Source organism: Actinacidiphila alni, assembly GCF_900112845.1.
Classification (GTDB): Bacteria; Actinomycetota; Actinomycetes; order Streptomycetales; family Streptomycetaceae; genus Actinacidiphila; species Actinacidiphila alni.
In genome coordinates, this window is the sequence record NZ_FONG01000034.1 from 40,488 (window position 1) to 60,092 (window position 19,605).

General features: G+C 74.1%; 18 protein-coding genes, 2 rRNA genes and 1 pseudogene. 6 read left to right on the top strand and 15 right to left on the bottom strand.

The window, feature by feature from the left end:
* The 7 genes from BM076_RS34225 to BM076_RS34255 all read right to left on the bottom strand — a co-directional run bounded on the left by BM076_RS34225 (window position 1) and on the right by BM076_RS34255 (window position 7,407).
* On the bottom strand, window positions 1-1,131 hold the full coding sequence (locus BM076_RS34225; protein WP_093717676.1) for a glycosyltransferase family 4 protein: 1,131 nt from the start codon (window positions 1,129-1,131) through the stop codon (window positions 1-3).
* Between the two features lie 132 nt (window positions 1,132-1,263).
* Window positions 1,264-2,109: a hypothetical protein gene (locus tag BM076_RS34230; RefSeq protein WP_093717677.1), complete on the bottom strand. Its 846-nt coding sequence runs from the start codon at window positions 2,107-2,109 to the stop codon at window positions 1,264-1,266.
* Window positions 2,110-2,480: 371 nt separating this feature from the next.
* A complete protein-coding gene (recN, locus tag BM076_RS34235) occupies window positions 2,481-4,232 on the bottom strand; it encodes a DNA repair protein RecN (protein WP_093717678.1) in 1,752 nt (583 codons plus the stop codon).
* Between the two features lie 63 nt (window positions 4,233-4,295).
* Window positions 4,296-5,225, bottom strand: a complete 930-nt coding sequence (locus BM076_RS34240) for an NAD kinase (RefSeq protein WP_245796651.1) — start codon at window positions 5,223-5,225, stop codon at window positions 4,296-4,298.
* A 5-nt stretch (window positions 5,226-5,230) separates the two neighbouring features.
* Complete coding sequence (locus tag BM076_RS34245; protein ID WP_245796652.1) at window positions 5,231-6,037, bottom strand: TlyA family RNA methyltransferase; 807 nt, start codon at window positions 6,035-6,037, stop codon at window positions 5,231-5,233.
* A 7-nt stretch (window positions 6,038-6,044) separates the two neighbouring features.
* Window positions 6,045-6,332, bottom strand: coding sequence for a hypothetical protein (locus BM076_RS34250; protein ID WP_177246755.1), 288 nt, complete (start codon window positions 6,330-6,332; stop codon window positions 6,045-6,047).
* 37 nt (window positions 6,333-6,369) lie between these two features.
* Window positions 6,370-7,407 (bottom strand): hypothetical protein, encoded by a 1,038-nt coding sequence (locus BM076_RS34255; protein ID WP_093717680.1) that lies wholly within the window; start codon window positions 7,405-7,407, stop codon window positions 6,370-6,372.
* 175 nt (window positions 7,408-7,582) lie between these two features.
* Here BM076_RS34255 and BM076_RS34260 point away from each other — a divergent pair, with 175 nt between their 5' ends.
* The gene (locus BM076_RS34260) at window positions 7,583-7,930 is read left to right on the top strand and encodes a sterol-binding protein (protein ID WP_093717681.1); all 348 of its coding nucleotides are present in this window, start codon (window positions 7,583-7,585) and stop codon (window positions 7,928-7,930) included.
* On the opposite strand, the gene BM076_RS34265 is transcribed toward BM076_RS34260, so the two are convergent.
* The 3 genes from BM076_RS34265 to BM076_RS34275 form a co-directional block, all read right to left on the bottom strand.
* Window positions 7,878-8,819, bottom strand: a complete 942-nt coding sequence (locus BM076_RS34265) for an ABC transporter ATP-binding protein (protein WP_093717682.1) — start codon at window positions 8,817-8,819, stop codon at window positions 7,878-7,880. The two genes, BM076_RS34260 and BM076_RS34265, sit on opposite strands and share 53 nt — an antisense overlap.
* A 182-nt stretch (window positions 8,820-9,001) precedes the next feature.
* Complete coding sequence (locus tag BM076_RS34270) at window positions 9,002-10,075, bottom strand: FecCD family ABC transporter permease (protein WP_093717683.1); 1,074 nt, start codon at window positions 10,073-10,075, stop codon at window positions 9,002-9,004.
* Entirely contained in the window at window positions 10,072-11,037 is a 966-nt protein-coding gene (locus tag BM076_RS34275; protein WP_245796658.1) for a FecCD family ABC transporter permease, read from the bottom strand. Before BM076_RS34275 ends, BM076_RS34270 begins: the two co-directional genes overlap by 4 nt.
* Window positions 11,038-11,255: 218 nt before the next feature.
* Between BM076_RS34275 and BM076_RS34280 the strand changes: the two genes are divergently transcribed.
* The 4 genes from BM076_RS34280 (at window position 11,256) to BM076_RS34295 (ending at window position 14,316) form a co-directional block, all read left to right on the top strand.
* Window positions 11,256-12,308, top strand: coding sequence for an ABC transporter substrate-binding protein (locus BM076_RS34280; protein ID WP_245796653.1), 1,053 nt, complete (start codon window positions 11,256-11,258; stop codon window positions 12,306-12,308).
* A gap of 4 nt (window positions 12,309-12,312) precedes the next feature.
* Entirely contained in the window at window positions 12,313-13,206 is an 894-nt protein-coding gene (locus BM076_RS34285; protein ID WP_093717686.1) for a siderophore-interacting protein, read from the top strand.
* A 163-nt stretch (window positions 13,207-13,369) separates the two neighbouring features.
* Window positions 13,370-13,558 (top strand): hypothetical protein, encoded by a 189-nt coding sequence (locus BM076_RS34290; RefSeq protein ID WP_143120720.1) that lies wholly within the window; start codon window positions 13,370-13,372, stop codon window positions 13,556-13,558.
* Window positions 13,555-14,316, top strand: a complete 762-nt coding sequence (locus BM076_RS34295; protein ID WP_143120721.1) for a peptidoglycan-binding domain-containing protein — start codon at window positions 13,555-13,557, stop codon at window positions 14,314-14,316. Before BM076_RS34290 ends, BM076_RS34295 begins: the two co-directional genes overlap by 4 nt.
* A gap of 38 nt (window positions 14,317-14,354) precedes the next feature.
* Here the strand turns inward: BM076_RS34295 and BM076_RS34300 are convergent, their stop codons facing one another.
* Window positions 14,355-15,374 (bottom strand): HAD-IIA family hydrolase, encoded by a 1,020-nt coding sequence (locus BM076_RS34300; protein WP_093717689.1) that lies wholly within the window; start codon window positions 15,372-15,374, stop codon window positions 14,355-14,357.
* A gap of 73 nt (window positions 15,375-15,447) precedes the next feature.
* Between BM076_RS34300 and BM076_RS34305 the strand changes: the two genes are divergently transcribed.
* Window positions 15,448-16,740, top strand: coding sequence for a DUF1015 family protein (locus BM076_RS34305; protein WP_093717690.1), 1,293 nt, complete (start codon window positions 15,448-15,450; stop codon window positions 16,738-16,740).
* Window positions 16,741-17,084: 344 nt separating this feature from the next.
* Here the strand turns inward: BM076_RS34305 and BM076_RS34310 are convergent.
* The 4 genes and pseudogenes from BM076_RS34310 to BM076_RS34320 all read right to left on the bottom strand — a co-directional run.
* A pseudogene (locus BM076_RS34310) lies at window positions 17,085-17,876 on the bottom strand (hypothetical protein); the annotation flags it as partial.
* Window positions 17,816-18,817, bottom strand: a complete 1,002-nt coding sequence (locus tag BM076_RS36945) for a hypothetical protein (RefSeq protein ID WP_177246754.1) — start codon at window positions 18,815-18,817, stop codon at window positions 17,816-17,818. The pseudogene BM076_RS34310 and the gene BM076_RS36945, both read right to left, overlap by 61 nt.
* Window positions 18,818-19,060: 243 nt before the next feature.
* Window positions 19,061-19,177 (bottom strand): 5S ribosomal RNA (rrf, locus tag BM076_RS34315).
* Window positions 19,178-19,255: 78 nt separating this feature from the next.
* Window positions 19,256-19,605: ribosomal RNA gene (locus tag BM076_RS34320) — 23S ribosomal RNA — on the bottom strand; the annotation flags it as partial.

Here is a 19,605-nt window from a genome sequence, read left to right on the forward strand (position 1 = left end):
TCAGGACCGGGTCAACTCGTCGTAGACGCTGAGCACCTGGGCCACCGTGTCGTCCTCGGTGGGCCAGGTCGCGGCCTGGGCGCGGCCCGCCACGGACAGGGCGGTGCGGCGGGCGGGGTCGGCGAGCAGGGCGGTCACGGCGTCGGCGAACGCCGGGGCGTCGCCGTACGGGACGAGGACGGCGGCGTCGCCGACGAGTTCCGGGGTGCCGCCGACGGCGGTGGCGACCAGCGGCACCCCCGCGTGCAGCGCCTCCTGGGCGATCAGCGGCCGGGCCTCCCACCGGCTGGGCAGGACGACGAGGTCGGCGGCGGCCAGCAGGTCGGGGATGTCGTCGCGGCGGCCGAGCAGCAGAACGGGCAGCTGTTCCGCCTCGATCCGCCGTTCCAGAGCGGCCCGTTCGGCGCCCTCGCCCGCGATCGCGACCAGCGGCGGCGGCTCGTGGCCGGCGGCGCCGGCCCAGCGGGCGGCGGCGTCGAGCAGCATGCCGTAGCCCTTGCGGGCCTCCAGCCGGCCGACGGCCAGCAGCAGCGGCCGGTCGACGGCGCCGAATTCGGCGCGGGTCTTGTGGGTGTGGCGTTCGCCGTCGCCCGGCGGGCGCGGCGGCGGTGCGACCGGGCGCGGTACGGCGACGGGCGCGAGCCGTACGTCCTTGGCGCCCAGGTGCCGGGCCCGGTCGACGAGTTCGGAGGAGACCCCGAGGACGACGGTGGCGCCGCGCACCGCCCGGCGTTCAAGCCAGCGCAGCATCATGCCGCGCTCGGCGGGGGCGCCGCCGTGCCAGGTGACCACCAGCGGGGTGCTCCGGCCGCCGAGCGCGACGGCGGCCAGCAGCGCGGCCCGCAGGCCGTGCGCGTGCACGACCCCGGCGCCGGCGCAGACGGCCCGCAGCGCGCCGACGGCGGGCGCGTCGGTGGCGGCCGCCGCCCGGCGGCCGAGGTCGAGCGGGACGAAGCGGGCGCCGGAGCCGGCGAAGTGGTCCGCCTCGGCGGCGGCCGGCCCGCACACGGTGACGGCGACGCCCCGCGCGACGAGGCCGCCGGCCAGCGAGCCGACGTGCGCCCCGGACGTCGTGCCCAGGACGTGCACGGCGTGGAGCTGCCCCTGGAAGGGGGTGGACAAGCTGCTCACGCGGGGCACTGCTCCTGACTCGGCACGGGACGGCGGCTGTTGGCGGGCACGGACGACCCCACCAGGATGCCAGGCCGCACCCTCGGGTCACCGGTCACGGTGGCCCTCCCGCCCGCTCACCCGCGCACGGGATCACCCATACGGGTGTGCCACACGGCCCCAGGAGTCAACGTGCCGCACCCCGGGGGCCTTCCACAACCGTTCGTGCGCGGAAATCCGGTCGCCCGCCGCGGTCATCGCGATCAGGACCGCCGCGTGCAGCAGCAGCCCGGTCCTGCCGTTGGCGACGACGATGGCCGCGCCCAGTGCCGCGCCGAGCGCGTGGGCGCCGCCGTCGCCGAGCATCGTGCGCTCGCTGAGGTCGTCGCCGAGTACGGCCGCCGCCGCGCCGACGGGGGCGGCGGCCAGCACCCCGGCCGGGCCGCGGCGCAGCAGGCCGGGCGCGCCGACCGCGATGACCGCCTTGGCGGCGCGGCCGGGCGAGATGTCGACCAGGTTCACCGCGTGCGCGGTGCCGGCGATGACGACGCCGCCCAGGAGTTGGTCCAGCGGCCGCACCTTGAGCAGGGTGCCGGCGGCGAGTCCGGCGGCGCCGATGCCGAGCAGTTTGACGACGCCCGAGGTGAACCGGCCCTCGCGCAGCGCCTTGAAGTGCGCGCCGAAGCCGCGTTCGTCGGGCGAGCCGACCTGGTCGTCGTAGGCCCCGCAGGCGCCCGCGGCCAGCGCCGCGCCGACGGCGGCGATCCGGGAGCGTACGGTCAGGCCGCGCGCGGTGCCCATCGCGGTCGCGGCGCCGGCCGCGGCGGCGAGACCGCCGTACAACTCCACGCCGCGGCCCGCGTAGTTGCTGCGCTGCCACATCCGCGCCTCGACGGGGGGCCGTCGGCGCAGCTCCTCGTAGGCGGCCCGGGTCGCACCGGCCGCCGCCATGCCGACGGACAACCGCCCGGCACGCCCCTTCCAGCCACGCCTGCTCATCCGCTGCCTCCCCGTCGCGCCGTTGTGTCGTCCGGTGCCCCGCTGCCGCCGGGTGTCCCCGTCGACTCTTCCCCGCCACGGCTGCCCCGAAGCGCGAACCGCCTCCGGCGCGGTCGACGGCACACCCGCCCCGGCCCATCCGGGCCCGACCCCTACCGGCCGGTGCGTACCGGTTGGCGGCGGCACATTATCCGACTACCACCTGTGAGGGCGACGCCCCGGCTTCGGGGCCGGTCCCTCTGGTGAACCCGCACGCCGGCCCGGCCGATGGCGGTACGGCACGTGCGGCCTGTCTCGGCCGGCTCAGGTACGGCTGCCGCGTCGGTGCGGGGGGCGGTCGTGGTGCGGCTCGACGCGGCTGGGTGTCGGCCTCAGCGGGCCGCTCGTGCTGCGGCGAGCAGTTCTTCGGCGTGGGCGCGGCCCAGTTCGGAGTCTTCCAGGCCCGCGAGCATGCGGGACAGTTCCTTGACGCGGGCTTCGCCCTCCAGGACGGTGACGCCGCTGCGGGTGACGGAGCCGTCGTTGGTCTTCTCGACCAGCAGTTGGCGGTCGGCGAAGGCGGCGACCTGGGGGAGGTGGGTGACGACGACGACCTGCGCGGTGCGGGCGAGGCGGGCGAGGCGGCGGCCGACCTCGACGGCCGCCTTGCCGCCGACACCGGCGTCCACCTCGTCGAAGAGATACGTCGGCACCGGGTCGGACCCGGCGAAGACCACCTCGACGGCGAGCATCACCCGCGACAGCTCACCGCCGGAGGCACCCTTGGCGATCGGCCGGGCCGGCGAACCGGGGTGCGGGGCGAGCTGCAACTCCACCTCGTCCGCGCCGGACGGTCCGAAGACGACCGGCCGGCCGCCGACCTCGATACCCGCCTCGGGCTCGGCCGCCTCGGTCTGCCGGATGGCGACGCCGACCCGGGCGTGCGGCATGGCCAGCTCGGCGAGTTCCGCGGTGACCGCGGCGGCGAACCGGTCCGCGGCCTCGGTCCGCGCGTCGGTCAGATCCTGGGCGAGCGCGCCCAGTTCGGCGCGGAGCGCGTCGCGCTCGGCGGTGAGCCCCTCGATCCGCTCGTCGTCGCCCTCCAGCTCGCCGAGCCGGGCGACGCTCTGCTCGGCCCAGGCGAGCACGTCGTCGATGTCCGTGCCGTACTTGCGGGTGAGGGCCGCGAGAACGGACCTGCGCTCCTCGACGGCCGCGAGCCGCAGCGGGTCGGCGTCCAGATTGTCGGCGTAGCCGGCCAGCTCGCCCGCGACGTCGCCGAGCAGGATGCCGATCTCGCCGAGCCGGCCGGCCAGGCCCGCCAGCTCCGGATCGTGCGCGCTCACCGCGTCCACGGCGCGCTGCGCGCCCGCGACGAGGGTGGTCGCGTCCACGCCCTCGGGATCCTCGGGATTCCCGGCGAGCGCCGCGTGCGCGAGGGCGGCGGCGGAGGCCAGCGCCTCGGCGTGCCCGAGGCGGGCGGCCTCGGCGGCCAGTTCGGTGTCCTCGCCCGCGAGCGGCTCGGCGGCCGACACCTCCTCGATGCCGAAGCGCAGCAGATCGGCCTCCTGGGCCCGCTCGCGCGCCCGGGTGGTCAGCTCGTCCAGTTCCGCGGCGACCTCGCGCAGCCTGCGGTAGGCAGAGCCGTACTTCTCCAGCGGGACGGCGACGGCCTCGCCCGCGTAGCGGTCCAGCGCCTCGCGCTGCCGGGCCGGGCGCAGCAGCCCCTGCTGGTCGGTCTGGCCGTGCACGGCGACCAGGTCGTCGGCGAGTTCGCCGAGCAGGCCGACGGGGACGCCCCGGCCGCCGACGAACGCCCGTGAGCGGCCCTCGGCCGAGACCGTACGGCTGATCAGCAGCGCGCCGTCGTCCAGTTCCGCGCCCGCCTCCTCGGCGCGGACCGTGGCGCGGTGGCCGGGGGCGATGGTGACGCGCCCCTCGACGGAGGCGGCCTTCGCGCCGATACGCACGAGCGCCGGGTCGGCGCGGCCGCCCAGCAGCAGGCCGAGGCTGGTCACGACCATGGTCTTGCCCGCACCGGTCTCGCCGGTCACCGCCGTGAAGCCGGGTGAGAGCTCCACCACGGCGTCCTCGATGACTCCGAGCGACCGGATTCGCATTTCCTCCAACACGGGTACGACCATACGAGGTTTACGGCCATGCGCGCGACGGGCGGCCCGTTCGGGGAACCCTGTGCTACCGCGGACCTACTGCGGGGCGCCGCGCCAGCCGGCCACGGGGAGGGCGAATTTGGCGACGAGGCGGTCGGTGAAGGAGGCGTGGTGGAGCCGGGCGAGACGGACGGGAACGGCGCCGCGGCGGACCTCCACGCGCGCACCGGCCGGCAGCTCGACGGTGCGCCGGCCGTCGCACCACAGGACGCCGTGCGGCGTCTTGGGCTGGACCTCGACGGCGAGCACGGAGCGCGGTGAGGTCACCAGGGGCTTGGCGAACAGGGCGTGCGCGCTGATCGGCACCATGAGCAGCGCCTCGACCTCGGGCCAGACCACCGGCCCGCCGGCCGAGAAGGCGTAGGCCGTCGACCCGGTCGGCGTCGCGCAGACGACGCCGTCACCGCCGAAGCGCGACACCGGCCGCCCGTCGACCTCGGTCACGACCTCCAGCAGCCGCTCGCGGGACGCCTTCTCCACCGACGCCTCGTTGAGCGCCCAGTCGGTGTGCACGATGTGCCCGTCCTCACGCACCAGCACGTCGAGCGTCATCCGCTCCTCGACCTCGTACTCGCGCGTGACGACCCGGTCCACGACCTTGTCCAGGTCGTCCCGCTCGGCCTCGGCGAGGAAGCCGACCCGGCCGAGGTTGACGCCGAGCAGCGGCACCCCGGTGGCGCGGGCGAATTCGGCGCCGCGCAGCAGCGTGCCGTCACCGCCCAGGACGACGATCAGTTCGCAGCCCTCGACCGACTCGGGCCCGGGTTCCGTCACATGCTCGACCTCGGCGGGCAGCGGCAGGTCCGCGGCCTCCTCGGCGAGCAGCCGTACGCCGATCCCGCACCGCAGCAGCCCCTTGACCACGCGTTCCGCGCTGCGGATCGCGGCCGGGCGGCCGGTGTGGGCGAGCAGGAAGACGGTACGGGTGCCGGCCGGCGGCACGCCCTGCGCTTCGGATTCGGTCAAGGTGGTCAACGGGGCCCCTCCGCCACAGCACGGTCGACAGCGGCCGGGTCCAGAGCGGGCGCACCGGCGCGCAGCCACAGAAAGTACTCCACATTCCCGGACGGTCCGGGCAGCGGACTGGCCGTGACGCCCAGCACCCCGAGCCCCAGCTCGGCGGCCTGCGCCGCGACCTTCCGTACGCTCTCCGCGCGCAGCTGGGTGCTGCGCACGACACCGCCACTGCCCAGTCGTTCCCTACCCACCTCGAACTGCGGCTTCACCATCAGCACGAGATCGGCGTCGGGCGCGGCGCAGCGCGCGAGCGCGGGCAGCACCAGGCCGAGCGGGATGAAGGACAGGTCGCCCACGACCAGGTCGACGGGTTCGCCGTCGAGGTGGTCGAGCGTCAACTCGCGTACGTTCGTACGGTCCTTGACGGTGACCCGGTCGTCGCTCTGCAGCGACCACGCGAGCTGGCCGTAGCCGACGTCCACGGCGACGACCTCGCGCGCGCCGGCCCGCAGCAGGACATCGGTGAAGCCACCGGTGGACGCGCCCGCGTCCAGTGCCCTGCGGCCCTCGACGGCCAGCCCGAGCGGCTGGAAGGCGGCGAAGGCGCCGGCCAGCTTGTGGCCGCCGCGCGAGACGTAGTCGGGTTCGTCGGCGTCCCGCGCCACCACCACGGCGGCGCTGGTCTCCACCTGGGTGGCCGCCTTGGTGGCGGTGGTGCCGCCGACGGTCACCCGCCCGGCGGCGATCAACTGGCTCGCGTGCTCCCGCGAGCGCGCGAGACTCCGGCGCACCAGCTCGGCGTCGAGTCGGCGTCGTGCCACGTACGGTTCAGCTCCTGTTCTCGTCCAGCGCGGTGAGTGCGTCCCGCAGGCCGCGGTGCACATCCTCGTACACCTCGACATGGCCCGCGGTGGGCAGTTCGTCGGCGTCCGCAAGCCGGGCAACCGCCGCGTCCACGTCGGCATTCCCGGTCACGGGCAGCGCGACGCCGAGCGGCTCGGGGCCGGCCTCGGCTTCCGGCTCGGCTTCCGGTACGGATGCCGCGTCCGGCCCCGGCTCCGGCTCCGCGTCCGCCGCCCCTGCCGCCGCCTCGAGACGCGATTCCGGGTCCCGCACACCGTCGCCGAAGGCGGCCTCGAAGTCCCGCAGGAGATCACTCACCGGAGGTGCCCGTGCCCGTCGGCTCAGGGCCCTGCGCCGTCTTCTTCGCGGGCGCCTTCTTGGCGGGCGTCTTCTTCGCGGGTGCCTTCTTGGCAGTGGTCTTCTCGGCCGCCGCCTTCTTCGCGGTGGCCGCCTTCTTGGCCGGCGCGGCCTTCTTGGCGGCGGTCTTCTTGGCTGTCGTGGCCTTCTTCGCAGCGGTCTTCTTGGCGGCCGGCGCCTTCTTCGCCGGGGTGCGGTCCTGCGCCTCCGGGGCCGAGGTCGGGGCCGGCGCCGACGGGGCCGACTTGGCCGGGGTCGTCGTGCGCGTCGCCGACTTCTTCGCGGGCGCCGTCTTCTTGGCGGCGGCCTTCTTCGCCGACGCGGTCTTCGTCGCGGCCGGGCCGCTGCCCGCGGCGGCCGTCTTCCGGGTCGGCGCGGCCTTCTTGGCCTGGCCGCCGGCGGGCGCCGCCTTCTTCGCGGGCGCCGCGGACTTCCGCGCGGACGCCGAAGGCGCCTTCTTCGCCGCGGCCTTGCGGACGGCGGTGGGGGCGGTGCCCTTGGGCGCGGCGGCAGCGGCCGGGGCGGGCTTCTTGGCGGCGGCCGCCGGTTCGACCGTGACGTGCTGGACCGGGGTGGCCGTGCGGCGCGGCGCCGGGGCCGCGGGGCGGGCCGGCGCCGTACCGCCCTTCACATCGTCGGACGCGTCGTCGGACGGCGACTCCAGGTTGCGGATGCGCCGTTCGAGCGTCTCCAGGACGACACCGACCTTCGTCACTTCGTCGGCAAGCCGACCGACCCGGCTCATCGTCTTGTCGACTTCGTCCCGGACGATGCCGAGCAGCAGGTCACGGTTGGCCCGCCCGGAGGCCATCAGTTCGTCGGCGAGGGTCTGCACTTCGGCCGGGATCGCGGAGCCGATCCTGCGCTGCACCGCATCGACGTCTATCCCCGACTGGTCGAGCAGCTCCCTCGCCGCGTCGATCGTGCGCCGCCGGGTGGCCTCGGTCAGGCCGCCCGCGATCTGCAAACAGGTACGCAGCGCGTCCCGCATCGCTCACACTCCTCGCCTCGCCGTTGACGTATCCGGTCACGACGCTACCGCTAATCGTCACCGCGGCCCGAGCACGGTGCCCCGCCGCGCTGCGGTACGGTCGTCCGGACGTGCCGCGGGAGCGCCGCGGCGCAGCACCGTACGACCGCAGGAACGACCGGGGGACACCGCAGCGATGGCGACGATCGAGGAGTGCCGCGCGGCGCTCGACCGGCTGGCGGCCAATCTCGTCGGCGCCGAGGGCGACGTCCGGGCCGCCGCCGCGCTCGACCGCTCGCTGAGCTGCCGGATCAAGGATCTGGACGTCACCTTCGTGGGGCGGCTGACCGGCGGCCGGATCGAGGACGTGACGACCGTACGGGGCACGCCCGCGGACAAGGCGCAGATCCGGCTGACGATGACGGGCGACGACCTGGTCGCGCTGGTCGGCGGCGAGCTGAACTTCGCGAAGGCGTGGGGCAGCGGACGGGTCAAGCTCCAGGCCGGCCTGCGGGACGTCCTGCGTCTGCGGTCCCTGCTGTAGCCGCGGCGCCCTCCGGGGTCTTCGCGGCCGGCACGGCGTCCTGGGTCACGGCGTCCTCGGGCACCGCCCCCTCGGCCACCGTGTCGTCCTGTGCCGCCTGGCCCGCGCGCCGCCGCGCCATCGGCACCACCAGCGGCGTACCGCTCTCCGGGTCCTCGATGATCCGGCAGCGCACTCCGAACACCCGCTCCACCAGCTCCGCCGTGATGATCTCGGCGGGCGGTCCCTGCGCCTCGATCCGGCCCTCCCGCATGGCGATCAGGTGGGTGGCGTAGCGGGCGGCCTGGTTGAGGTCGTGCAGGACGGCGACGAGGGTGCGGCCGCGCTGCTCGTGCAGGTCGGCGCAGAGGTCGAGGACGTCGAGCTGGTGCTGGATGTCGAGGAAGGTGGTCGGCTCGTCGAGCAGCAGCAGCGGGGTCTGCTGGGCGAGGGCCATGGCGATCCACACGCGCTGCCGCTGGCCGCCGGAGAGTTCGTCGACATAGCGATCGGCGAGCGCGCCGATGCCGGTCGCCGCCATCGATTCGTCGACGATCCGCTCGTCCTCGGCCGACCACTGCCGCAGCAGCCCCTGGTGCGGGTAACGGCCGCGGGCGACCAGGCCGGACACGGTGATCCCGTCCGGCGCCACCGAACTCTGCGGCAGCAGTCCGAGCGTCCTGGCCACGGCCTTCGCGGGCAGGGTGCCGATCGCCTGGCCGTCCAGCAGCACCCGGCCCTGGGTGGGCTTGAGCAGCCGGGACAGCGCACGCAGCAATGTCGACTTGCCGCAGGCGTTCGGTCCGACGATGACGGTGAAGGACTCGTCGGGTACGGCGACCGACAACTCCTCGGCGATGACCCGCTGGTCGTACGCGAGCGTGACGGATTCGGCGGCGAGGCGGGTCATGCGGGGCGCTCCGGATTCTGCTTCTGCGGGCTGCGGGTGGTGGTCACGGGGGCCGGCGTCGGCGGGTTCCGTACGGCCGTTGGGAATCGTCGTGGCGCGCCCGGACCCCGTGCGCGCCGTGTCCGTAGGCGCGTTGTCCGTATGCGCCGTGTCCGTACGCGTCGCCTTCCTGAGCCTGGTCCTCATACGCGTCCCGCCCTCCGTTCCGCGATCAGCAGCCACAGCAGGTAGCCGCCGCCGAGGACGCCGGTGGCCACGCCGACCGGCACCTGGCCGGAGCCGAAGGTGCGCTGCGCGGCGAGGTCGGCGGCCACGAGCAGGGCCGCGCCCAGGAAGGCGGAGGAGAGCATCGAGACGCCGGGGGCGCGGGTGAGGCGGCGGGCGAGCTGGGGCGCGGTGAGCGCGACGAAGGCGATCGGCCCTGAGGCGGCGGTCGCGGAGGCGGTGAGCAGGACGGCGCCGAGCACGACGATCAGCCGGGTACGTTCGACCCGTACGCCCAGCGCCGCGGCCGCGTCGTCGCCCATCTCGCTGATCCGCAGCGCCCGGCTCTGCGACAGCAGCAGCGGCATGAGCACGGCGCAGGCGCCGAGCAGCGGCCACACCTGGTTCCAGTCCCGCCCGTCCAGGGAGCCGGCGATCCAGACCACGGCCCGGGCGGCGTCCACGAAGTCGGCCTTGACCAGCAGATAGCTGTTGACGGCGGCGAGTACGGCGGAGGCGCCGATGCCGACGAGGACGAGGCGGTAGCCGTGCACCCCGCGCTTCCAGGCGAGCAGGTAGACGGCGACGCCGGTGAGCAGCCCGCCCGCGACGGCGCCCGCGGCGACCTCGTACGCGCTGCCCTTGAGCACCACGATGACGATCAGCGCGCCGGCCGCCGAGCCCTGGCCGAAGCCGATGACGTCGGGGCTGCCGAGCGGATTGCGGGAGACGGTCTGGAAGGCGGCGCCCGCCATGCCGAGCGCGGCGCCGACGAGCAGTGCCACCAGGACCCGCGGCAGCCGCAGGTCGTGAATGATGAACTCCTGTCCCGCGTCGCCGTGTCCTGCCAGGGTGCGGACGACGTCGAGCGGGGCGATGGCGTAGTCGCCGGTGCCGATCAGGACGACGGAGACGGCGAGCGCCACGAGCAGCAGCAGGCAGGAGACGAGGAAGGCGCGGCGGTCGACGCGCAGCGACAGTCCGCCGCGGGTGCGCAGCACGGTCCCCCGCGTCACGGTACGGGTCCGGGCAGGGGTGTCGACTCGGCTCACAGCTCGGCCATCTTTCTGCGGCGTACGAGGAAGATGAAGACGGGCCCGCCGAGGACCGCGGTGACGATGCCGACCTGGAGTTCGGCGGGCCGGGTGACCAGCCGTCCGATCACGTCGGAACCGAGCAGCAGCACCGGCGAGAGCACGGCCGCGTACGGCAGGATCCAGCGCATGTCGGGGCCGGTGATGCCGCGGATGACGTGCGGCACCATCAGCCCGATGAAGACGATCGGCCCGCAGGCCGCGGTGGCCGCGCCGCACAGCAGGGTGATGGAGATCATGACCAGCACGCGCGTTCTGGTGAGCTTGGCGCCCAGGCCGCGCGCGGTGTCGTCGCCGAGCGCGAGGGCGTTGAGCGGGCGCGCGGTGACGAGTACGAGCAGGGTGCCCGCGGCGATGAACGGCAGGACGTGCCGGACGGTGGACATGTCGGCGGCGGCCAGCGAGCCGACCTGCCAGAAGCGCATCCGGTCCAGCGCCGCGTGGTCGGTGAGTTCGACGGCGGTGGTCCAGCCCTGGAGCAGGGCGGTGACCGCGGTGCCCGCGAGCGCCAGGCGGACGGGGGTGGCGGCCCGGCTGCCGCCGATCACGTAGACCAGTGCGGAGACGGCGGCGGCGCCGCCGAGGGCGAACCACACGTAGCCGTTCATGCTGGTCACGCCGAAGAAGCTGATGCCGGAGACGACGGCGGCCGCGGCGCCCGCGTTGACGCCGAGCAGTCCTGGGTCGGCGAGCGGATTGCGGGTCAGGGCCTGCATGGCGGCGCCCGCGAGGCCGAGCGCGGCGCCGACGAGGACGCCGAGCAGGGTGCGTGGCAGCCGGAGTTTGCGGATCACCACGTCGTTGTCGGTGCCGCCGTAGTGGAACAGCCCGTGCCAGACCTGGCCGACGGGTATGTCCTTGGCGCCGATGGCGATGCTCAGCAGCACGACCACGGCCAGCAGGCCGACGGCTATGAGCAGTCCCGCGGCCCTTCTGGCGTTCGCGTGCGCGACACCGCCGGGGCGCGGGGCGGCCGCGGCACCGGCGGCGCCGGGTCCGTCCGGCTCGCCCGCGGCCTTCGCGGCGGGTGCGGGTGGGGAGTGACGATCGACCAACACGACGGTTAGGTTAGCCTAACTTCGCTACGTCACCCCCGAGCAGAGCGGCCGTCTTGATGAACTCCTCCCGTATCTCCCCCATGTCCGGAATGTCCCGCCGCGGTGTTCTCGCCGTCGGCGGCTCCGTCGGCATCGGCGCGCTGCTGGCCGCCTGCGGCGGTTCCTCGGACAAGTCCTCCGGCGACGGCACGGATTCCGGCAGCGGCTCCGGCGCCACGAAGAGCGCGTCCGCCAAGCCCCCGGCCGGCCCCTGGACCTTCACCGACGACCGCAAGACCGCGGTGAAGCTCGACAAGACCCCCACCAAGCTGGTCGCCTACGTCGGTTCCGCCGCGGCCCTGCACGACTACGGCGTCGAGTGCGTCGGCGTCTTCGGCCCGACCACCGTCAAGGGCGGCACCGCCGACGCCCAGGCCGGCGACCTCGATGTCAGCAAGCTCACCGTGATCGGCAACACCTGGGGCGAGTTCAACATCGAGAAGTACGCGGCGCTGTCCCCGCAGCTGCTGATCAGCCACATGTACCAGGCGCCGACGCTCTGGTACGTGCCGGACGGGAGCGCCAAGAAGATCCTGAGCATCGCGCCCAGCGTCGGCATCAGCCTCAAGGGCGTCCCGCTCACCACCCCGCTCCAGCGGTACGCCGAACTCGCCGCCTCGCTCGGCGCCGACATGGCCTCGGCCACCAACGCCGCCGCCAAGGCCCGCTTCGAGAAGGCGTCCGCCGATCTGCGCGCCGCCGCCAAGGCGTCCGGCGGCATCAAGGTGATGGCCGCCTCCGGCAGCGCCGACTCCTTCTACGTCTCGACCCCGGCCTCGGCCTCCGACCTGAGCTACTACAAGAGCCTCGGCGTGGACTTCATCGTCCCCAACAAGGTGGAGGGCGGCTTCTTCGAGACGCTGAGCTGGGAGAACGCCGACAAGTACCAGCCGGACGTCATCATGCTCGACAACCGCACCGCGACCCTCCAGCCCAAGGACCTGGCGAGCAAGCCGACGTGGTCGCAGCTGGCCGCCGTCAAGGCCGGGCAGGTCCTCGGCTGGCCGAGCGAGCCGATCTTCTCCTACGCCAAGTGCGCCGACCAGATCGAGGCGCTCACCAAGACCATCACGGCCGCGAAGAAGGTGAGCTGACGCCGTGTCCGACACGCCCTACCTCTTCTTCCACCCGCGCGTCGAACGCGTCGAGCGGCTCTCCCCCACCCTGGTGCGGGTCGTGCTCGGCGGCGACGAACTCGCCGGGATCGTCAGCGGCGGCCGGGACCAGCGCTTCAAGCTGTTCCTGCCGCAGCCGGGCCAGGACGAGCCGGTGCTGCCCGAGCCGCTGGGCCTGGACTGGTACGCCGACTGGCGCGCGCTCGACCCGGGCGTGCGCGGCATCATGCGCACGTACACGATCCGCGCGGCGCGCAGCGATCCGCCGCAGATCGACATCGACTTCGCGCTGCACGGCGACCTCGGGCCCGCCTCCCGCTGGGCGCAGCGGGCCGCCGCCGGGGACTCGGTGAGCATCCTCGCGCCGACCCGCGAGGACAACGGCGGTGTCGATTTCCAGCCGCCCGCCGGCACCGACTGGGTGCTGCTGACCGCCGACGAGACGGCGCTGCCCGCCGTCGCGGCCGTCCTGGAGTGGCTGCCGGCCGGCATGCCGGTGAAGGTGTGGATCGAGGTCGCCCACCCCGAGGACCGCATCCCGCTGCACACCGCGGCGGACGCCGACATCACCTGGCTGGTGCGGGAACACCCGGGCGCCGACCGCACCGCCGCGCTGCTCGCCGCCGTCCGCGAGGCCGACGACCTGCCGGCCGGCACCCCGTACGCCTGGATCGCCGGCGAGGCCGCCTCCGTCCGCGCCCTGCGCCGCCACCTGGTCCACGACCGCGGCTTCGACCGCAAGGCGATCCGCTTCACCGGCTACTGGCGGCACGGCGTCACCGAGGACGACCTGCTGGCGGCGGCCGTCGCGGAGGCGGAAGCGGCCGCCGCCGGTGACGCCACGACGACGGAATCCGGCGACCCGGCGGACGCCTGAGCCCGGCGCGGGGGGCCGGGGCCCGCCGGGCCCCGGGGAGCCGGGGTTGGCGGCCAACTCCTGTGTCTACCGGGGGACATGGGGCCGCGGTGGGCCGTATCCGCCGTTTCTACGCAGAACGGCGCATGGCCCGGGTCCGCCCGCCGCCCCCATGCTGGGGCACATGACCGGCACGGAGCAGCCGCCGCCGACCCCGCGGTCGTTGGCGGACGAGACCCGGCACGACAGCACCGCGACGGACCAACTCGCCGCGCGGGTACGGCACGACACGGCGGGCGGACCCGACGAGGAGCCGCCCTTCCCGGACGGCCCCAACGGCGACGAACCGCCCGCCGCCCGGGGGGAGACGTGAGTTACGTACGGCTCGACGGATTACCGCGCACACCGCGGTGGACGCCGGCGCAGGCGGTGACGTACGCGCTCGGCGAGGTCGGCAGCCCCGACAAGGACTACTTCCGGATGTGCGACCACTTCGCGGGCGCCTGGGTCTGGGGCTACGGGGGATCCGGCTACACCTCGGCGATCGCGCACTGGCACGCCGTCCCCGCCTCCTTCCGGCACCCCGGCAACGGCGATCCGCCGGCCGGCGCGCTGCTCTTCTGGGAGATCGGCGAGTACGGCCACGCCGCGCTCGCCGTCGCGCCGGGGCAGGCCGCGAGCACCGACATCCGCCGCAAGGGCAAGGTCGATCTCGTGCCGATCGGCGAGGTCCACCGCCGCTGGGGCGCGGTCTACCTCGGCTGGACCGCCCCCTATCTGGCCGCCGCCTGGGGCCGCAATCCCCATGAGCCGCGCGCCGTCCCCCGGCCCGCCATCCATTTGGCGTCCGTCGTGGACGCGGCCCGCAAGGACCCGGCGGCGCCGCAGGGTTCGGCCGCGCACCGCGCCGAAGTCCGCATCGTGGAGCGGGCGCTGGCCGCCGAGGGGCTGCTCGCGGCGCGGTGGGTCGACGGTTCCTTCGGCTCCAGGACGGTGGACGCGTACTCGGGCTGGCAGCACCGCTGCGGCCTCACCGGCTCCCCCGCACAGCACGGCAGCGCCGCCGACGGCATCCCGGGCCGTACGACGCTGGCCCGGCTCGGCGCGAAGCACGGTTTCGACGTGGCGTGACGCCTTCCGCCGCGGCGGCTGGAGGCGGGAGGTCCGTCTCAGAGCCCCAGCCGCGCCAGCACCTTGCCCGCGTCCAGGCCGCACTGCCCCTCGCCCGCCGCCGTCCAGGCGGCCCCGCACAGCGCGCGCAGCCCGTCGAGCGGATCGCCGTCGCCGTCGAGCACGAGCGCGTCCGCGGTCGCGGACGCCGTCCAGCCGCCGCAGCGGAAGGCGTCGCCGTCGGCGGTGACGTCCGGCTGCGGCACGAGCAGCCCGCGCAGGTCGGCCGCCACATAGGTCGGCCGGTGCTCGGGCCTGGCGGCCAGCAGACCGGCCGCGTCGGTCACCCCGGTCAGCACCAGCAGCGAGTCGACACCGCCCGCGTGCGCCCCCTCGATGTCCGTGTCGAGCCGGTCGCCCACCACCAGCGGGCGCTTCGCGCCCGTCCTGATCACCGTCTCGCGGTGCATCGGCGGCAGCGGCTTGCCCGCGACCTGCGGCTGCCCGCCGGTCGCGATCCGTACCACCTCGACCGCGGCGCCGTTGCCCGGCGCGATGCCGCGGGCGCTCGGGATCGTCAGATCGGTGTTGGACGCGAACCACGGCACGCCGCGATTGACCGCGTACGCCATCTCGCCGAGCTGCGACCAGCGCAGGTCGGGCCCGTAGCCCTGGACGGCGGCGGCGGGCTCGTCCTCCGCGGACTCCACCGGCCGCAGCCCGCGCTCGCGCAGCGCCTCGAACAGCCCCTCGCCGCCCACCGCGAGCACCTTCGCCCCGGCCGGCACCTGGTCGGCGATCAGCCGCGCCACCGCCTGCGCCGAGGTGATCACGTCCTCCGCCTCGGCCGGCACCCCGAGGTCCGTGAGGTGGTCGGCGACGGCCCCCGGCGTACGGGAGGCGTTGTTGGTCACATACGCCAGCCGCATGCCGTGGCCGCTCGCGGTGCCCAGCGACTCGACGGCGTGCGCGATGGCGTCACCACCTGCGTAGACGACCCCGTCGAGGTCGAGGAGCGCGGTGTCGTACGCCGTGTCCAGCGGTCCTTCGCTGCCGTTCGGACTGGTCCGGTGGGTCATGACGGGCTCGCTCCTCGGATGTCGTCGGTCACCCGATCATCCCCCATGGCCGCCCGGCACATAGCATGCGCTGATGACCAACTCCGGACTCAACGGCGAGCACGGCCTGCGTCTGAAACCCTTTCGCGGGCTCCGCTACGTCCGACAACACGTCGGAAGCCTGGCCGCAGTGACCTCACCGCCGTACGACGTCGTCGTACGGCCCGACGGACAGCGCCACCTGGAGACGGCGGACCCGTACAACGTGGTCCGACTGATCCTGCCGGACGCCGAGACCCCGGCAGCCCGGCACCGCAAGGCCGCCAGAACCCTTGACGAGTGGCTGGCGGAGGGCGTCCTCGCGCCCGATCCGCAGCCCGCCCTGTACGTCTACGAACAGCGCGACGGCGACCACCTCCAGCGCGGGGTGATCGGCGCGCTGCGGCTCACGCCGCCCGAGGAGGGCATCGTCCTGCCGCACGAGGACGTCATGCCGGGCCCGGTCGCCGACCGCGCAGCTCTGATGCGCGCCACCGGCGCCAATCTGGAACCCCTGCTGCTCTCCTACCGGCAGGGCGACGCGACGGCCGCCGTGATCGACCGCACCGCCACCGACCCCAAGCCGCTGCTGGCCACGGTCACCGAGGACGGCGTACGGCACCGGTTGTGGGCGCTCACCGACGACGCCGACATCGCGGCCGTCGCGGCCGACCTCGCCACCCACCAGGCGCTGATCGCCGACGGCCACCACCGCTGGGCGACGTACCGATTGCTCCAGTCCGCCCACCGGCCGGGAACCCCGTGGGACTACGGCCTCGTCCTGCTCGTCGACACCGCCCGCTACCCGCTCCGGGTACGGGCCATCCACCGGGTCCTGCCCCGGCTGCCACTGGCCGCCGCGCTGGACGCGGTCCGGGGCACGTTCCGGGTACGGACTCTGCCGTCCGAGGGCTCAGCGGGGGGCCCTTCGGCGGCGGTGCTCGACGCGCTGGCGCGTGCCGCGGCCGACGGGAACGCCTTCGTCCTCGCGGGCGACGGCGGCTTCCACCTGCTGGACCGGCCGGACCCGGCGGCCCTCGCCGCGTCCGTCCGGGCCGACCGTCCCGAGCCGTGGCGCCGGCTGGACGCCACCGTGCTGCACAGCCTGCTGCTGGACGACGTCTGGAAGGTGCCGGACTCCCCCGAGGACATCCGCTACATCCACGACACGGCCGCCGCTGTCGAACTCGCGGAGCGGCTGGGCGGCACCGCCGTCCTGATGCATCCGGTACGTGAGGACGTCGTCCGCGAACTGGCGCGCCAGGGCGTGACGATGCCGCGCAAGTCGACGTCCTTCGGTCCGAAACCGGCCAGTGGACTGGTGATGCGCAGCCTCGAACTGGGCTAGATCCGACCGGGCTGATCCTGGGGGAAACGGAGGAGGGCGGCACCCGCGGTGTGCGGGTGCCGCCCTCCTGTTGTGCCCTGTGCCCTGCGTGCCTGCTGTCCTACGTGGCTGCTAGCGGCCGCCGGCGGTCACGCGTCCTCGTCGCCGCTCTCGGAGCCTTCGGTGCTCTCCGTGCCCTCCGTGCTCTTCTTCGGCTGCTCGGCCCGGGCCGCGGGCTCGCGGAACGGCGAGTCGAGGAAGGACGACGGGGCGGTCCCGTCGGCCGTGTCCGCCGCCGGGACGTCCACGGCGGCGTCGGGACCGTCCGCCTCGTCGGTGGCGTCGTCGTCGGACTCGTCGTCCTCGTCGTCCGCGTCCGACGCGTCGTCGCTGTCGTCCTCGTCGGCGGGCTCGTCGTCGTCCTCGGCCGCTTCGGTGGTGCCGGCCTCGTCGGTGGCGTCCACGTCATCGCCGTCGGTGTCGATGGCGTCGACGAATTCCACGCCGTCGAGCTGCGCGAGCCGGTCGGAGGCGTCGGTGGTGCCGTTGTGGTCGGCCTCCAGCGCCTTCGCGAACCAGTCCCGGGCCTCGCGCTCACGGCCGACCAGCAGCAGCGCGTCCGCGTAGGCGTACCGCAGCCGCGCGGTCCACGGGTGCACGGCGTTGGACGCCAACTCGGAGCTCTGCAGGGTGACCACGGCGGCCTCCGCCTGGCCCATGTCCTGCCGGGCGCCGGCCGCCACGAGCCGCATCTCCACCTGGCCGGCCTTGTCGAGCTTGTGCACCTCGGGGGCGCCCGCCATTTCCAGCGCGCGTTCCGGACGGCCGAGGCCGCGCTCGCAGTCCGCCATCACCGGCCACAGATCGACGGTTCCGGTCATCCGCCGGGTCGCCCGGAATTCGGCCAGCGCCTCGGCGTACCGCTCGCTCGCGTACGACGCGAAGCCGGCCGCTTCCCGTACGGCCGCGACGCGGGACGCCAGTCGCAGCGCGACCCGCGAGTACGCGTAGGCCTGCTCCGCGTCCTCGTCCAGCAGCCGCGCCACCATGACGAGGTTGCGCGCCACGTCCTCGGCGAGCGTCTTCGGCAGGCTCATCAGCTCCTGGCGCACGCTCGGGTCGATCTCCTGGCCGGTGACCTCGTCCGGGATCGGCAGCCGCCGCACGGGCTCCCGCTCCTCGCGGCGCTCGTCACGGCCGCGGTTCTCGAACCGGCCGCGCCGCTCCACGACGGGCCGCCGGCCCTGACCACGGTCCCGGTCGCCCTCACGGCGCGGCCCACGGGGACGGTCGTCACGCCGGTCGTCGAAGCGCGGACGCTCGTCACGCCGATCGTCGCGGGGGCGGTCCTCACGCGGTCGGTCATAGCGGGGGCGATCGTCACGGGGACGGTCGTACCGCGGCCGGTCGTCGTCGCGACGCGGGCCACGGGGACGGTCGTCGCGCCGGTCGTCCCTGCGGTCGTCGCGGGGCCGGTCGTAACGAGGGCGGTCGTCACGGCGGAAACCACCGCCGCCACCGGGTCGGTCGTCGCGGCGGTCATCGCGCGGACGGTCGTAACGGGGACGGTCATCGCGAGGCCGGTCGAAGCGGGGTCGGTCGTCACGACGGTCGTCACGGGGACGGTAGCCGCCGCGGTCGTCCTCGCGGCGCGGGCCACGCGGACGGTCATCCCTGCGGTCGTCACGCGGACGGTCGAAGCGAGGACGGTCGTCACGCGGGCGGTAGCCACCACCGCCGCCGCCTCCCGGGCGGTCCTGGCGGGGCCGGTCGTCGCGACGGTCGTCACGGGGACGGTAGCCACCGCGGTCGTCCTCACGACGCGGACCACGCGGACGGTCGTCACGCCGGTCATCGCGGGGGCGGTAGCCACCGCCGCCACCGGGACGGTCCTGGCGAGGACGGTCGTCACGGCGGTCATCGCGCGGACGGTCGAAGCGGGGACGGTCGTCACGGGGACGGTAACCGCCGGCGCCGCTGTCGCGACGGTCGTCGCGAGGGCGGTAGCCGCCGCGGTCGTCCTCGCGACGCGGACCACGCGGACGGTCATCACGTCGATCGTCGCGGCGGAAACCACCGCCGCCACCGGGACGGTCACCGTCCCGCCGCGGGCCGCCGCTGCGGTAACCTCCGCGGTCGCCGCCGCCGTTCGGGCGCGAGTCCCGGCGCTCGGGGCGCTCGGGCCGGTCTTCGGGCGAGTTGGGCATCGACATGACTCCTGTCGGTTCGTACTGCTGTAGTGCAAGTCTCCCGTAGCCATCGAGAGGACGCGCACCGAGGAACAACGAAAAAAGACCCCCGGTCCCAGCGCTGAGGCCAGGACCGAGGGTCCACAAAGATTGTTCGGCGGTGTCCTACTCTCCCACAGGGTCCCCCCTGCAGTACCATCGGCGCTGAAAGGCTTAGCTTCCGGGTTCGGAATGTGACCGGGCGTTTCCCTCACGCTATGACCACCGAAACACCATGAAACACACACCCGCCCCAAAGGGACAGGTGGGCTGGTTGTTTCAGAACCACACAGTGAACGCGAGCAACAATGGACAAGCCCTCGGCCTATTAGTACCAGTCAGCTCCACCCCTCACAGGGCTTCCACATCTGGCCTATCAACCCAGTCGTCTACTGGGAGCCTTAACCCCTCAAAGGGGGTGGGAGTCCTCATCTCGAAGCAGGCTTCCCGCTTAGATGCTTTCAGCGGTTATCCCTCCCGAACGTAGCCAACCAGCCATGCCCTTGGCAGGACAACTGGCACACCAGAGGTTCGTCCGTCCCGGTCCTCTCGTACTAGGGACAGCCCTTCTCAAGACTCCAACGCGCACAGCGGATAGGGACCGAACTGTCTCACGACGTTCTAAACCCAGCTCGCGTACCGCTTTAATGGGCGAACA

What these genes read in the sequence shown, in the direction of transcription:
- BM076_RS34230 (WP_093717677.1), bottom strand. Translation starts at nt 2,109, where the DNA reads ATGAGCAGGCGTGGCTGGAAGGGGCGTGCCGGGCGGTTGTCCGTCGGC.
- recN (WP_093717678.1), bottom strand. Translation starts at nt 4,232, where the DNA reads ATGGTCGTACCCGTGTTGGAGGAAATGCGAATCCGGTCGCTCGGAGTC.
- BM076_RS34255 (WP_093717680.1), bottom strand. Translation starts at nt 7,407, where the DNA reads ATGCGGGACGCGCTGCGTACCTGTTTGCAGATCGCGGGCGGCCTGACC.
- BM076_RS34260 (WP_093717681.1), top strand. Translation starts at nt 7,583, where the DNA reads ATGGCGACGATCGAGGAGTGCCGCGCGGCGCTCGACCGGCTGGCGGCC.
- BM076_RS34265 (WP_093717682.1), bottom strand. Translation starts at nt 8,819, where the DNA reads ATGACCCGCCTCGCCGCCGAATCCGTCACGCTCGCGTACGACCAGCGG.
- BM076_RS34280 (WP_245796653.1), top strand. Translation starts at nt 11,256, where the DNA reads ATGTCCGGAATGTCCCGCCGCGGTGTTCTCGCCGTCGGCGGCTCCGTC.
- BM076_RS34290 (WP_143120720.1), top strand. Translation starts at nt 13,370, where the DNA reads ATGACCGGCACGGAGCAGCCGCCGCCGACCCCGCGGTCGTTGGCGGAC.
- BM076_RS34300 (WP_093717689.1), bottom strand. Translation starts at nt 15,374, where the DNA reads ATGACCCACCGGACCAGTCCGAACGGCAGCGAAGGACCGCTGGACACG.
- BM076_RS34305 (WP_093717690.1), top strand. Translation starts at nt 15,448, where the DNA reads ATGACCAACTCCGGACTCAACGGCGAGCACGGCCTGCGTCTGAAACCC.